At 73.7% G+C, this 13,625-nt stretch carries 12 protein-coding genes; all 12 read left to right on the forward strand.

The window, feature by feature from the left end; translation table 11 throughout:
• Window positions 1-151 precede the first annotated feature (151 nt).
• Window positions 152-1,771, forward strand: coding sequence for an ABC transporter substrate-binding protein (locus tag ACGF5O_RS27685; RefSeq protein WP_393812577.1), 1,620 nt, complete (start codon window positions 152-154; stop codon window positions 1,769-1,771).
• Between the two features lies 1 nt (window position 1,772).
• A complete protein-coding gene (locus tag ACGF5O_RS27690) occupies window positions 1,773-3,581 on the forward strand; it encodes an ATP-binding cassette domain-containing protein (protein WP_393812578.1) in 1,809 nt (602 codons plus the stop codon).
• Window positions 3,578-4,441, forward strand: a complete 864-nt coding sequence (locus ACGF5O_RS27695; RefSeq protein WP_393812579.1) for an ABC transporter permease — start codon at window positions 3,578-3,580, stop codon at window positions 4,439-4,441. Before ACGF5O_RS27690 ends, ACGF5O_RS27695 begins: the two co-directional genes overlap by 4 nt.
• Before the next feature lie 31 nt (window positions 4,442-4,472).
• Window positions 4,473-5,468, forward strand: coding sequence for an ABC transporter permease (locus tag ACGF5O_RS27700; RefSeq protein ID WP_393812580.1), 996 nt, complete (start codon window positions 4,473-4,475; stop codon window positions 5,466-5,468).
• Window positions 5,469-5,547: 79 nt separating this feature from the next.
• Window positions 5,548-6,195, forward strand: coding sequence for a cysteine hydrolase family protein (locus tag ACGF5O_RS27705; protein WP_393812581.1), 648 nt, complete (start codon window positions 5,548-5,550; stop codon window positions 6,193-6,195).
• A 28-nt stretch (window positions 6,196-6,223) separates the two neighbouring features.
• A complete protein-coding gene (locus ACGF5O_RS27710; protein WP_393812582.1) occupies window positions 6,224-7,243 on the forward strand; it encodes a hypothetical protein in 1,020 nt (339 codons plus the stop codon).
• Between the two features lie 40 nt (window positions 7,244-7,283).
• Window positions 7,284-8,300 (forward strand): phosphotriesterase, encoded by a 1,017-nt coding sequence (locus tag ACGF5O_RS27715; protein ID WP_393812583.1) that lies wholly within the window; start codon window positions 7,284-7,286, stop codon window positions 8,298-8,300.
• Window positions 8,297-8,815, forward strand: coding sequence for a RidA family protein (locus tag ACGF5O_RS27720; protein ID WP_393812584.1), 519 nt, complete (start codon window positions 8,297-8,299; stop codon window positions 8,813-8,815). Before ACGF5O_RS27715 ends, ACGF5O_RS27720 begins: the two co-directional genes overlap by 4 nt.
• Before the next feature lie 259 nt (window positions 8,816-9,074).
• Complete coding sequence (locus tag ACGF5O_RS27725; protein WP_393812715.1) at window positions 9,075-9,515, forward strand: MarR family winged helix-turn-helix transcriptional regulator; 441 nt, start codon at window positions 9,075-9,077, stop codon at window positions 9,513-9,515.
• 192 nt (window positions 9,516-9,707) lie between these two features.
• Window positions 9,708-11,861, forward strand: coding sequence for an MMPL family transporter (locus ACGF5O_RS27730; protein WP_393812585.1), 2,154 nt, complete (start codon window positions 9,708-9,710; stop codon window positions 11,859-11,861).
• Between the two features lie 136 nt (window positions 11,862-11,997).
• Complete coding sequence (locus ACGF5O_RS27735) at window positions 11,998-12,612, forward strand: RNA polymerase sigma factor (RefSeq protein WP_393812586.1); 615 nt, start codon at window positions 11,998-12,000, stop codon at window positions 12,610-12,612.
• Complete coding sequence (locus ACGF5O_RS27740; protein ID WP_393812587.1) at window positions 12,609-13,607, forward strand: MerR family transcriptional regulator; 999 nt, start codon at window positions 12,609-12,611, stop codon at window positions 13,605-13,607. The genes ACGF5O_RS27735 and ACGF5O_RS27740 overlap by 4 nt, the downstream gene beginning before the upstream one ends.
• The last annotated feature ends 18 nt before the right edge of the window (window positions 13,608-13,625 follow it).

Below are 13,625 nucleotides of genomic sequence, written 5' to 3' on the forward strand. Positions count from 1 at the left end.
CTATCAGCGACAGAATTTACCGTCCGGCAACGCCGGGCAACGCCTGGGAAACCCTTTCCGGTCAACTCCGTCCTAGTTTTCGGTCACTGACAGGAATCCCCGATCCCTCCGTGCGGCCCGTCCGCCGGATCTCCTCACCGAGAGGGTCCTGATGCGAACCAGCGCCATGACCGCCGCCCCGGCGGGCCGAGACCTCGCCACCGCATCGCGCGGCCGTACCGCCAAGGCCGTCCTCGCCGCCGCAGCCGCCACGGTTCTCACGCTCACCGGCTGCTCGGCCGCCGCGACCGGGAGCGCCGCCGGAACGGACGTCTTCACCGCGGCCGTCGTGCAGAACTACTCCACCCCGCCGGACCCCGACGTCAACTACGACGGCCCCGGCCTGAACATCATCCAGAACGCCTACGAAGGCCTCGTCAAGTACCAGGACGGCAGCGACACCGCCAAGATCGTCCCCTCCCTCGCCTCCTCCTGGAAGGTCTCGGAGGACGGCCTCACCTACACCTTCGTCCTGCGCGACGGCGTCACCTTCCACGACGGAACCCCGCTCACCTCGGAGGCGGTCGCCGCCGCCGTCCAGCGCCGCGCCGCCGTCGACGGCGGCCCCGCCTACATGACCGCCGACGTCACCAAGGTCACCACCCCCGACGAGCACACCGCCGTACTGACCCTGAAGGCCCGCAACTCCGCCTTCCTCGACTACCTCGCCTCGCCCTTCGGCCTGAAGCTCATCAGCCCCGAGGTCCTGAAGAAACACGCGGGCAAGGACCACGCCCAGACCTGGCTCACCACCCACGACGCGGGCACCGGCCCCTACGAACTGACCTCCGCCAAGACCGGCACCAGCTACGAACTGACCGCCTACCAGGACTACTGGGGCGCCAAGCCCACCTTCCACACCGTGGACCTGGAGATCTCGCAGAACGCCTCCTCCGCCCAACTGGAGCTGGAACGCGGGCAGATCGACGCCATCCTCGGCAACCTCAACAAGTCCGCCTTCGAGTCGTACGCCGGCAGCAAAGCCGTCACGACCAGCACGTTCCCCAACATGACCACCCAGATGATCTATGTGAACCCGAAGTCCAAGGCCTTCCGGACAGCGGCCCAGCGGGAGCGGCTCTTCTCGGGCATCGACACCAAGAGCATCCTGTCCGCCGCCATGGGCAGCCTGGAAGAACCCACCGGGCAGCTCTTCCCGAAGAGCATGCTCGACAGCTCCGCCGACGACCAGGGCATCACCTACGACGACAAGGCCCTCACCGCCCTCGCCCGCACCGCACCCGCCAAGGGCCGCACGGTCCGCGTCGGGTACGCCGGGAGCAGCGCCGACGGGAAGGCGGTCGCCGAGGAACTCGCCTCCCGGATGAACAGCGCGGGCCTCAAGGCCGAGGCCGTCGCCTACGCCGCGGGCTCCATCTACAAACTCACCGACAACCTCGACGCCGCCCCCGACCTCGCGGTCTTCGGCGTCTTCCCGGACGCGGGCCACCCCGACTCCTGGGCCCGCATCATCTACACGCCCAAGGGCGGCCTCGACCTCTACGGCGCCCAGGTCGACGGCCTGACCACCGACCTCGACAAGGCACTGACCACCACCGGCACCTCCGCCTACACGGCCGTGGCCCGCTCGGTCGTCGACTCCCGCTACTGGTTCTCCATCGGCTCGCTCAACACCACCCTGCTCACCGTCCCCGGCATCACCGGCACCCGCAAGGCCCAGAACCTGCTGGAGTACAACGTCCTGCACTTCGCCGCCCTCGGCCGCTCCTGACATGGCTACGAACAAGGCGGCGAACGACACGCCGGCCAGGGCCGCGAACGGCGCGGCGGAGGACGGGACGGGGACCGACGGCCCCGCACCGGTGCTCTCGGTGCGCGACCTGCACGTGCACCTCACCCGCGCCGGCCGGGACGTCCACGCCGTCCGCGGAGTCAGCCTGGACGTGCGGCCCGGTGAGATCGTCGCCATGGTGGGGGAGTCAGGCTCGGGCAAGAGCGTGCTCGGTCTCGCCGCGATGGGACTGCTCCCGCACCGGTCACGGCCCCGCGCCCACGGATCGGTCCTGCTCAACCGCACCGACATGCTCACCGCCGACGACGAGACGCGCCGCCGGACCCGCCGCGGCAACGTCGGCGCCGTCTTCCAGGACCCGATGACCTCGCTGGACCCCACCATGACCGTCGGCGCCCAACTGGGCGAGGTCCAGGGCGACCGGGCGGAACGGATCCGCCTGCTGACGGCCGTCGGCATACCCGACCCCGAACAGCGGCTCAAGGCGTTCCCGCACCAGCTCTCCGGAGGTCTGCGGCAGCGCGTGATGATCGCGCTGGCCATCGCCCGCACGCCGTCCCTGCTGATCGCCGACGAACCCACCACGGCACTCGACGTCACCGTCCAGGCCCAGATCCTCGACCTGCTCCTGTCGCTGCGCGACGACATCGGCTGCGCCATGGTGTTCGTCACCCACGACCTGGGCGTGGCCGCGCAGATCAGCGACCGGATCACCGTGATGCGCCGGGGAATCCTCGTCGAGCACGGCACCACGGAACAGGTGCTCAACGATCCCCGGCACCCCTACACGCAAGGCCTGCTCGCCTCCCGGATCGCGCTGGACACCCCCCGGGACCGGCCACTGACCCGACGCGCCGCCCCGTCCGCCGAGCAGGAGAACACCGCCGTGCCCACCGTCGTCGAGCTGGCGGGCGGCGGGCACGGGCGGGCCGTGGACGCGGACGGCGTGCTGACCTCGGGCCGGGCCCCGGCGGCCGACCGCGACCTGCCCGCACGCTGGCCCGAGCCGGTCGTCGGCGGCGAACTCGCCGTACGACTGCGCGGCACCACCCGGGTGTTCCGCTCCGGACCGCCCTGGGCCCGCCGCGAACTGCACGCCCTGCGCGGCGTCGACCTCGACATCGCGCAGGGCGAGTCGGTGGCCCTCGTGGGGGAGAGCGGCTGCGGCAAGTCCACCCTGCTGCGGATCGTCGCCGGTCTCGAACACGCCACCTCCGGCGAGGTGTCGGTGGCCGGCGGCACCCCCCAGATGGTCTTCCAGGACGCCGGTTCCTCCCTCACCCCCTGGCTCACCGTCGGCGACATGCTGGAGGAACGCCTGGCGCTGACCGCCGCCCGCCTGGACCGCGCCCGGCGCCGGGCGGCGGTGACGGACGTGCTCGCCACCGTGGGCCTGCCCGCCGACACCGCGGACGCCCGGGGCGACCAGCTCTCCGGCGGCCAGCGGCAGCGCGCCGCCATCGCCCGCGCGATCGTCGTGCCGCCGCGTGTCCTGCTCTGCGACGAGCCGACGTCCGCCCTGGACGTGACGCTCGCCGCCACCGTGCTCGACCTCCTCGGGCGGCTCCGCAGGGAGTTGGGCATGTCCGTCCTGTTCGTCACCCACGACCTGGCGGCGGCCCGCATCGTCGCCGACCGGATCGCCGTCATGCACGCCGGCCGCATCGTCGAGGCGGGCCCCACCGAGCACGTGTGCACCGAGCCCGCCGAGGAATACACCCGCGCCCTGCTGGACGCCGTACCCCGACCCCGCCACCGGCGGCACACGACGACCGGAGGTCCCCGATGAGCGCCCTCGGCTTCCTGACCGGTAGCCGGCACCGCACCACCACCCGGGCGACAGGCGGCCCCCGTGCCGCCGCGGGTGACCGGCTCGCCCTGGGGGCGCTCGCGGTGCTCGTCGTGCTGGCCCTGCTCGCCCCGGTGGTCAGCCCGCACAGCCCCGTCCTGCGCAGCGGCGAGGCGTTCCTGTCCCCGGGCAGCCCCGGTCACCTGCTCGGCACCGACGCCCTCGGCTACGACCTGCTGGCCCGCGTCCTGTACGGGATGCGCGCCAGCCTGTTCGCCGCGGCCGTCGTCATCGCCTCCGGGGTGCTCGCCGGCGGGTTCGTCGGAGTGCTCGCCGGAGCCCTGCCCGGCTGGGCCGACTCGGCGCTCATGCGGGTGACCGACCTGTTCCTGGCCTTGCCGGGGCTCGTCATCGCGATGGCCGTCGCCGCCTCCCTCGGGGCGAGCTACCACAGCGCGCTCATCGGGATCGCGGTCGTGTGGTGGCCGATGTACGCCCGGCTCGTCCGCGGCGAGATCCGCGCCTGGGCGGCCCGCCCGCACCTGGAGGCCGCCCGGCTGGCCGGTGTGCCCTGGGGCCGGCGCGTCGTCCGCCACCTGCTGCCCGGCGTCCGCTCCACGATCGTCGTCGCCGCCAGCCTCGACGTCGGCTCGCTGGTCGTCGCCCTGTCCGCGCTGTCCTTCGTCGGCCTCAGCTCTCCCGCCCCCGCACCGGAACTGGGCGCCATGGCCGCCCAGGGCATGCCGTACCTGCTGACCTCCTGGTGGGTGCCGATCGTGCCGGGCATCGCGGTGATGCTGCTCGCCCTGGTCGCCAACTACGCAGGCGACGCCGTACGCGATCTGCTGCGCCGCCGGTGAACCCGCCCCCGCACCGGAGAGGACCCCTCCCGTGACCTTCGCGCTGCGCCGCACCGCGGCGATGCTCGGCGTGCTGCTCGCCCTGACCGTGGCCCTGTTCACCCTTCAGCAGGTGTCCGGCACCGACCCCGCCAAGGCCTACGTCGGCGCCAACGCCTCCCAGGCCGCGCTCGACGCGGCCCGTGCCCGCCTCGGGCTCGACCAGCCCCTCGTACCCCGCTACCTCCACTACCTGTCCGGCCTGCTCCACGGCGATCTCCAGAACTCCCTGCGCACCCGCACGCCCGTCGCCTCGGACCTCGCCGCCGTACTGCCCGCCAGCCTCGAACTCGCCGCCTGCGTCCTGTTCCTGGCCGCGCTGCTCGGCGCCGTGTTCGCCTACGTCTCGGCGATCGGCGCGCGCGGCGCCGGGATCCTGCGCGCCGTGCTGTTCTCGGGCGCCGCCGCCCCCACCTTCCTGCTCGGCATGGTCGCCGTCCTCGTCTTCTACGGCCGGCTGGGCTGGCTGCCGGCCGGCGGACGCACCTCCTACCGGGACGCGCCGACCGGCCCGACCGGATTCCTGCTCGTCGACAGCCTCCTGGCCGGGCGCCCCGAGGTGTTCGGTGACGCCGTCACCCACCTCGCGCTGCCGGCCCTGTGCGCCGCGATCTCGCCCGCCGTCGCCATCGGCCGGGTCCTGGTCGACGGGCTCACCGCCAACCTGGAGGCCGACCACGCGCGGACCGCCCGCGCGGCCGGCCTCACCGAACGCGCGGTACTGCTGCGGCACGCCGTCCGCAACTCCCTGGGACCGACCCTGTCCATGGTCGGCATCCAGGCCGGCGCCCTGCTCGCCGGCCTCGTCGTGGTCGAGAAGATCTTCGACTGGCCCGGAGTCGGCTCCTACCTGGACGCCTCCGTCGCCGCCGCCGACCTCCCCGGCATCACCGGGGTCGCGCTGCTCCTCGGCGTGGTCTACGTCGTCCTCAACACCGTGGTCGACATCCTCCAGGTCTTCGCCGACCGCCGCCTGGCACTCACCTGAGGCCCGTCACACCCGCACCGAGACCCGTCACCCCTGCGCTGAGACCCGTCACACCCGCACCGAGAGAGGAAGCACCCGCATGAACACAGTCGGCAACACCGTGCTGATCGTCGTCGACATCCAGGGCGGAGACGTCGAACCGTCGGCCGCCCGCACCGAGATCCCCCACATGGACGGACGCGCCGAGCGCATGCCGAGGGTGCACGAACTGATCCGCCGCACCCGTGAACAGGGGATCCCGGTCGTCTGGATCCAGGAGGTCCACAAGCCCAACCTCGTCGACATCGGACGCGAACTCGACGGTTCCGAAGGACCGCACTGCGTCGAGGGCTGGGCGGAGACCGAACTGTCCCAGGGTCTGCGGCCGCGCCCCGACGAGTTCCTGATCCGCAAGCGCCGCTACTCCGCGTTCTTCGGCACCGAACTCGAGATCGTGCTCAAGGCCTACCGCGCCGAGACCGTCATCCTCATCGGCGGACTCACCGACGTCTGCGTCCACTACACCGCCGTCGACGCCCACCAGCACGACTACCGGGTGCGTGTGGTCACCGACTGCGTCGGCGGATCCAGCAGGGATGCCCACGACGCGGCCCTGCGCGCCATCCACTATCTCCAGCGGGACGCCCTCGTCGAACAGCACGAGGTGATGCGCTGGCTGGACACCGCCGTGCCCAACCCCGAGGTCGAGCGGGCCGACCGCACCCACCTCGCGGGCCGCACCGCATGAGCGAGCCCCGCCGCACCGGGAGGCAGCCGTGATCGAGACCGTCCTGGGCCCGGTCGACGCCTCCCTCCTCGGCCCGACCTCCATGCACGAGCACCTGCTGTCCGACGCCCGCGTCCTGCACCGGCCCCCACGCGAACCACTGCCCGACGACACCCGGGTCGGCATCGACAACCTGGGCTTCCTGCACTGGAACCTGCTGGCCCTGGAGGACAACCTCGTCCTCGACGACCCCGTGGCCACCGCCGAGGAACTCGCGCCCGCACGTGCGCTGGGCCAGTCCTGCGTGGCGGACCTCACCACCTTCGGACTCGGCCCCCGCCACCGCGAACTCCCCGCGCTCTCCCGGGCGTCCGGCCTGCACATCGTGACGGGCTACGGCGCCTACCTGGCCCGCTCCCATCCCGCGTGGCTGCGCGCCCTGGACGAGCGGGGCCTGGAGAAACTCTTCCACGAGGCGCTGACCGACCACATTCCCGGAGTCGACTACCGCGCCGGCCTCCTCGGCCTCCTCGGTACCGGCGCACCCCTCGACCCCGCCGAACGCCGCGTCCTGCGCGCCGCGGCCCGTGCGGCAGCGCGCTGCGGGGCCGCGGTCGCCGTCCGCCTCGACCCGGGCGCACGCCTCGGCCTCGACGTGCTCGACCTGCTGACGGCGGCCGGACTGCCGGCGGAACGCGTCGTCCTCTCCAACGTCGACGAGTACATCGACCTGCCCTACCTGCGCGAACTCGCGGCCGCCGGCGCCACGACGGAGTGGTGCTTCGGCAACGAGGCCTACTACCGCGACGGCTACAAGGACCCCACGGACGCCGAACGCCTCGATGGCGCACAGGAGTTCCTGGCCGAAGGGTTCGCCGACCGGATGGTCCTCGGCTGCTCGGTGTGGACCAAGACCCAGCTGCGCCGCTGGGGCGGGATGGGCTACGACCATCTGCTGCGCCGGATCGTCCCGGCCCTCCGCGACCGCGGCGTCCCGCAGCACCTGCTGGACACCCTGCTGGTGGACGGCCCCCGCCGCCTCCTGGACCGGGCCGCTCCGACCGGCTGAACCGGCCACGTCCCTCTCCTCCCCCTCCCCGAGGACACACATGCCCCTGCACACGGTGCTGGGTCCGGTCGACGCCGACACACTCGGCCCGACCTCCATGCACGAGCACCTCCTCAGCGACCTCAGACTCTGGGCGCGGCCCGCGCCTCCGGACGAGGCCCCCCTGACCGGTCCCATCCGCCCGCACGACATGGCCCGGCTGCGCTGGAACGCTCTGTCCGTGCCCGACAACCTCGTCCTGCACGACCCCGAGGTCGCGACGGCCGAGCTGACCGCGCTGCGCGCCGCCGGCGGAGCCGCCGTCGTCGAGCTGACCCTGGAGGGCATGGGGCGCCGCCTGGCGCTGCTGCCGGAGCTGTCCCGCCGCACCGGCGTCACCATCTGCGTCGGCACCGGCTGGTACGTCGAGGCCACCCACCCCGACGACATCCGCTACGCCGGCATCGACACCCTGATCCAACGGCTGCTCACCGAACTGGACCACGGCATCGACGGCACCGGCATCAGACCCGCCCTGATCGGCGAACTGGGCACCGGCCACCCACCCACCGAGGCGGAACTCCGCGTCGTGGCGGCCGCGGGACAGGCAGCCGCCCTCAGGGGGTGCACCGTCAACGTCCACGTCTCGTTCCGCGGCCAGGATGCCCTGTCCCTGGTCGGACTCCTGCTGGCGCAGGGCATGCGGGCCGATCGCATCGTGCTCAGCCATATGGACGAGGTCCTCGACCGCTCCTACCACCGCGACGCCGCCCAGACCGGAGCCGTCCTGGAGTACGACACCTTCGGCACCGACTTCTTCTACGGCAGCCCAGGCCTGCGCTCGCCCGCCGATCACGAACGCCTCGACATGGCCGAGTGGCTGCTGTCGGAAGGACACACCGACCAGCTCGTGATCGGCTGCGACGTGTGGACGCAGTCCCATCTGCTGCACAACGGGGGCTTCGGCTACGAGCACCTGTTCCGCCGCATCGCACCCGCTCTGGAAGGGCAGGTCGGATCCGAGGCCGTCCACCGCATCCTCGTCACCACCCCGCGACGGCTGCTGGACCGCCCATGAGCACCACCGAAAGCTCCCAACGCGCCGAGAGCGCCGAGTCGCGAGCCGCCCGTCTCGGCCTTGAGATTCCCGACTACCGCGACCCGCCGTACGGGGGCCGCTACGGCACCGTCAAGGCCTTCCACCGCAGCGGGCGCCTGCTCTTCCTCAGCGGGTTCACCCCGGAGGACCGGGCAGGCACCATCCTCCACCCCGGCCGGCTGGGCGACGACCTCACGCTCCACCAGGGCCAGGAAGCCGCCCGCGCCGCCGCGATCAACGCGCTGGGCGGAATCCGGCTCGCCCTGGGCAGCCTCGACAGGGTCACCTCCATGGTCCGCGCCCTCTGCTTCGTGGTGTGCACGGCCGACTTCGAGGACGTTCACCAGGTCGCCTCCGGTGCCACCGATCTCCTCACCGAGGTCTTCGGTCCACGCGTCGGCATGGCAGGCCGCGCCACGGTCGGAGTGATGCAACTGGCCCGCCGCAACTGCTTCGAACTGTGGCTCACGGCCGAGACCGACGGCACGGACTGACGAGGCGTCCGCAGGCCCGGCACTTCGACACCGGTGGCTTGGACGGCATCGCGCCGTTCCGGCCCCCCCACGGACGCACCTCGGCCGTGGTCCGCGAGTCCCCCGGTACGATGCGCCGGTGAACAAGGAGACGAGCGGAGGGCATCCGGCGCGGCGGCGCGCAGGGCGCGCCTCGGGTCCGGCCCCGGACGGTGAGCCGCCGGCCTCCGCCGCGGACCGCTCCGCCCGCACCGGTGAACTCCCCGCCTTCGCAGGCGACCTGTCCGCCTTCGCGGTGCAGCTGCGCCGCATGCACGGTGAGATCGGCCGGGTCATCCAGCAGTACGCGGCCCGGCAGAACCTGCACGCCACCGATGTACAGGCGCTGGCCGCCATCCTCGACGCCCCCGAGCCGATCACGCCCACCAGACTGCGGACGCTGCTCGGTCTCACCTCGGGCGCCGTCACCGCCTGCGTCGACCGGCTGGAGCGCGCCGGACACGTCCGCCGGGTGCGCGAGGACGCCGACCGCAGGGTGGTGCACCTCCAGTACGTCGCCGACGCCCGCGCCGCCGCCCGAAGCCACTTCCGGCCCCTCGCCGACGCCCTGCGCGAGGCCGGGGCGGACTTCGACGAACACGAACTGGCCGTGGCCCTGCGGTTCCTGACGGAGCTGAACGACATCCTGGCCCGGATACCAGGGGAACCCGCCGGTCGCTGAGGCGCGGTCCGCGCCCGCGGCGGCGACCCCCGGATCCGCGCCTGCATCCGATCGGCCGGCCCACGCGGAAGCAGCGGTGAGACACCTCGGCGATCTACATTGGCCATCGATATTGCTCAACCATTGAGATTGTTAACCGTCGAGCTTTCTCCTGTGCGCCCTCTGCCGTCCCCGCTCGCCCCGAGGAGTCCCATGACACCGCCGCTGACACCGCCGCACCACCGAACCCGCCTGCTCGTCCCGTTCGCCCTGGTCGCCGTCTGGCTGGTGGTCGGGGCCCTGCTGGGACCGTTCGCCGGACGGCTGGGCGAGGTCGCCACCAACGACCAGGCCGCCTTCCTGCCGCGCAGCGCCGAGTCCACCCGTGTCCTGCGCGACCAGGCCGCCTTCCGGCAGCGCGAGACCCTGCCGGTCATCGTGGTGTGGACCGTCGGTGCCAAGCAGGACGCAGGCGCGCACCGGGGCGCGGCCACCGCCGCGATGGCCGCACTCGCCGGCACACCCGGCACGGCCGGAACCCCGTCCCCCGCCCTCCTCTCACAGGACCGCGCCGCCCTCCAGGCCGTCGTGCCACTCCGCCCCGACCTGGGCGACCGGCTCGCGCCCACGCTGGAACGGGTCCGGGCGGCGGCCGAGATCCCCGGCACCCGGGTGCGACTCGCCGGCCCCGCCGCCACCCAGGCCGACCTGGCGGACGCCTTCTCCGGCATCGACGGGGTGCTGCTCGCGGTCGCCCTGGCCGCCGTACTCCTCATCCTGCTGCTGGTCTACCGCTCCCTGCTGCTGCCGCTCGTGGTCATCACCGGCGCGGTGTTCGCCCTGGGGCTGGCGTGTGCCGTCGTCTACGCCCTCGCCGCCCACGGCCTGGTGCGCGTGGACGGCCAGGTGCAGGGCATCCTCTCGATCCTCGTCATCGGCGCCGCCACGGACTACGCGCTGCTGGTCACCGCCCGCTGCCGGGAGGAACTGGCCGCGGGCCGGGACCGGTACGACGCCGCCCGCGCCGCCCTGCGCCGTTCGGCCCCGGCCGTCCTGGCCAGCGCCGGCACCGTCGCCCTCGGCCTGATCGCGCTGCTGCTCAGCGACCTCACCAACAACCGGGCACTCGGGCCGGTCGGCGCCGTCGGGATCGCCTGCGCCGCGCTGAGCGCCCTCACCTTCCTGCCGGCCGTCCTTGCCCTCCTGGGCCGCCGTGCCTACTGGCCCGCCGGGCCCGGGACCGGGGCCGGCGGCGCCACCCGGCTGTGGCAGCGCGTCGCCCACCTGGTCGACCGGGCGCCGCGCCGGGTGTGGGCCCTCGCGCTGACCGGACTGCTCGTCTGCTCGGCGGGCGCCCTCACCCTGGACTCGCGCGGCGTGCCGCTGGACGAGACGTTCGTACGGCACGTGCCGTCCGTGGCCGCCCAGCAGGCCCTGGCCCGGCACTTCCCGGCCGGCGCGGGCACCCCGGTGGTGGTCCTCGCCGACGCCGCCTCGGCCGACCGGGTGGCACGCACCGTGCGCGACACCGCCGGCATCGCGTCGGTCACCGCGACCGGCGCCGAGGGCCGTCCGGCGGCCCGACCGCAGGTGGCGGAGGGCCGGGTCAGGTTCGAGGCGACCGCGGAGGCGGCCCCCGACACCCAGGCCGCCCGCGACACCGTGGCCCGGCTGCGCACCGCGCTGCACAGGCTGCCCGGCGCCGACGCCCTCGTCGGCGGCTACACGGCGCAGCAGTACGACACCCTGCGCGCCGCCGAACGCGACCGTACGGTGATCGTCCCGGTGGTGCTCGCCGTCATCCTGGCCATCCTCGTGCTGCTGCTCCGCTCCGTCGCGGTGCCCGTCCTGCTGGTGCTGACCGTCGCCCTCAACCTCACCGCGACCCTCGGTGTGGCGGCGCTGGTCTTCCGCGACCTGTTCGGCTTCAGCGGCACCGCCCCGTCCGTGCCCCTGTACGGGTTCGTCTTCCTGGTCGCCCTCGGCGTCGACTACAACATCTTCCTGATGTCGCGGGTCCGGGAGGAGACCCTGCGGCACGGCACCCGCGAAGGGATCCGGCGCGGGCTCGTGACCACCGGCGGGGTCATCACCTCCGCAGGCGTGGTGCTCGCCGCCACCTTCGCCGCGCTCGGCGTGATTCCGCTGGCCTTCCTGGTGCAGATCGCCTTCATCGTCGCCTTCGGCGTACTGCTGGACACCCTGGTGGTGCGCTCCCTGCTGGTGCCGGCACTGGTCCGGGACGCCGGGGACCGGGTGTGGTGGCCCACCCGGACCGGCGCCGGGGAACCGGACGGCCGTACCCCGGTACCGGAGCGGCGGCCCCAAGCCGCCCTCCAGGGGGAGGACGGCGGCCTGACCACCTGACGGCCGTCCGGGCGGGAACACCGGGCTCCCGGCCGCGACGGCGATTCGATGCAGATTCGATGCGAGTTGCCACCGCCGGGGCACCGGACGGACGGTGGTGGTGAGGCAGCGAGCCTCCCGCACAAGGAGCAGCCGGATGACCGCGATCGCCCTGGCCGAAGTCCCGCCCGTGCCCGGGGCCGACCCGGGGAACGATCTGGCGCTGCTCTTCGCAACAGGGGAGGAGGGCGGCCTGGAGGCGGTCTACCGCCGCTGGGCGCCCCTCGTCCTGTCCCTGGCACGGCAGTCGCTGGGCGACGGCGCCGAGGCCGAGGACGTCACCCAGACGGTGTTCCTCGCGGCCTGGCGCGGCCGTGCGGGCTACTCACCCTGCCGTGGTTCGCTGCCCGCCTGGCTCGTGGGCATCACCCGCCGCAAGATCGCCGACGCCCTGTCCGCCCGCACCCGGCGCACGGACGTCGCGGCCGCGGCGGCGGCCCGCGAGTCGACCCGCTCGCCGGACCCGTCGTACGCGCAGGACGCGGTCCTGGACCGGGTGGACGTCACCCGGGCGCTGCGCCGGCTCCCCGAGGCCCAGCGGCGGGTGCTGTGCCTGGCCTTCTACGGTGACCTCACGCAGACGCAGATCGCCCACGTGACCGGCTGGCCGCTGGGTACGGTCAAGAGCCACGCCCGGCGCGGACTGCTGCGCATGGAGCGGAGCCTGGTCGGGACGCGGGCCGGGGAACAGCCCGACGAGAGGAGCGCATGACCACCGCGGGTCTCGACGAGCCGCCGCCCGAGCCGTCCGCCGTACCGGGCGGCGCCGGACTGACCACCGGTGTGCTCGCGCGCCGCCTCGGAGTCTCGCCCATGACCCTGCGCTCGTGGGACCGCCGCTACGGCATCGGACCGACCGCACGCACCGAGGGCGGGCACCGCCGTTGGACGGCGGCGGACGTGGCGACGGTCGAGGAGATGTGCCGGCTGACGGCGACCGGCATCCCGCCGGCCGACGCGGCCCGCGCCGCCCGCACGGCCGCCGCGGCAGGGCCGCCCACGGCGGAGACCGTCCGCGTGCCCGCCGGACGGTCGCGGGCCGCAGGCGCGCTGCCCCTCGGCGACGTACGTCAGGAGTGCCGCGGGCTGGCCCGCGCCGCCGTACGGCTGGACGCCCCGGCCCTGGAGGAACAGCTCACCGCCGTCGTCGAGCGGTACGGCGTCGTGGTCGCCTGGCAGGAGGTGATGGTGCCCACCCTGCACGCCGTGGGACGCCGCTGGGCCTCGTCCGAGGACCAGTACGTGGAGGTGGAGCACCTGCTGGCCTGGCATGTCTCCACCGTGCTGCGCCGCAGCGCGCCGCCCGCGGTCCCGGTGCCCTCCCCGACGGCGGGCTGCGTCCTGCTCGCCTGTGCGCCCGGCGAACAGCACACCCTGCCCCTGGAGGCGCTGCACGCGGCACTCGGCCGCGAGGGCCTGCCGGTGCGCATGCTGGGAGCCGCGGTGCCCGTCGAGGCGCTGGACGCGGCGGTGCGCAGGCTCGGCCCGGTAGCGGTCGTGCTGTGGGCGCAGGAGAGCGCCCGGGCGGTTCCGGCCCTGGCCCGGCACGTCGCCGGACAGCGCTGGGGCATGAAGGGTGCGCGGCGCGGCCCCGCGGTCCTGCTGGGCGGCCCCGGCTGGGGCCGCTCCCAGCCCGCCGGCGTGCTCAGACCGGCCGGACTGGCCCAGGCCGTGGAAACGCTGCGCGCGCTGTACGGCGCGGGGTGAGCGACGGCCGCCCACGGC

It is taken from the genome of Streptomyces sp. NPDC048291 (assembly GCF_043201715.1).
Taxonomy (GTDB): domain Bacteria; phylum Actinomycetota; class Actinomycetes; order Streptomycetales; family Streptomycetaceae; genus Streptomyces.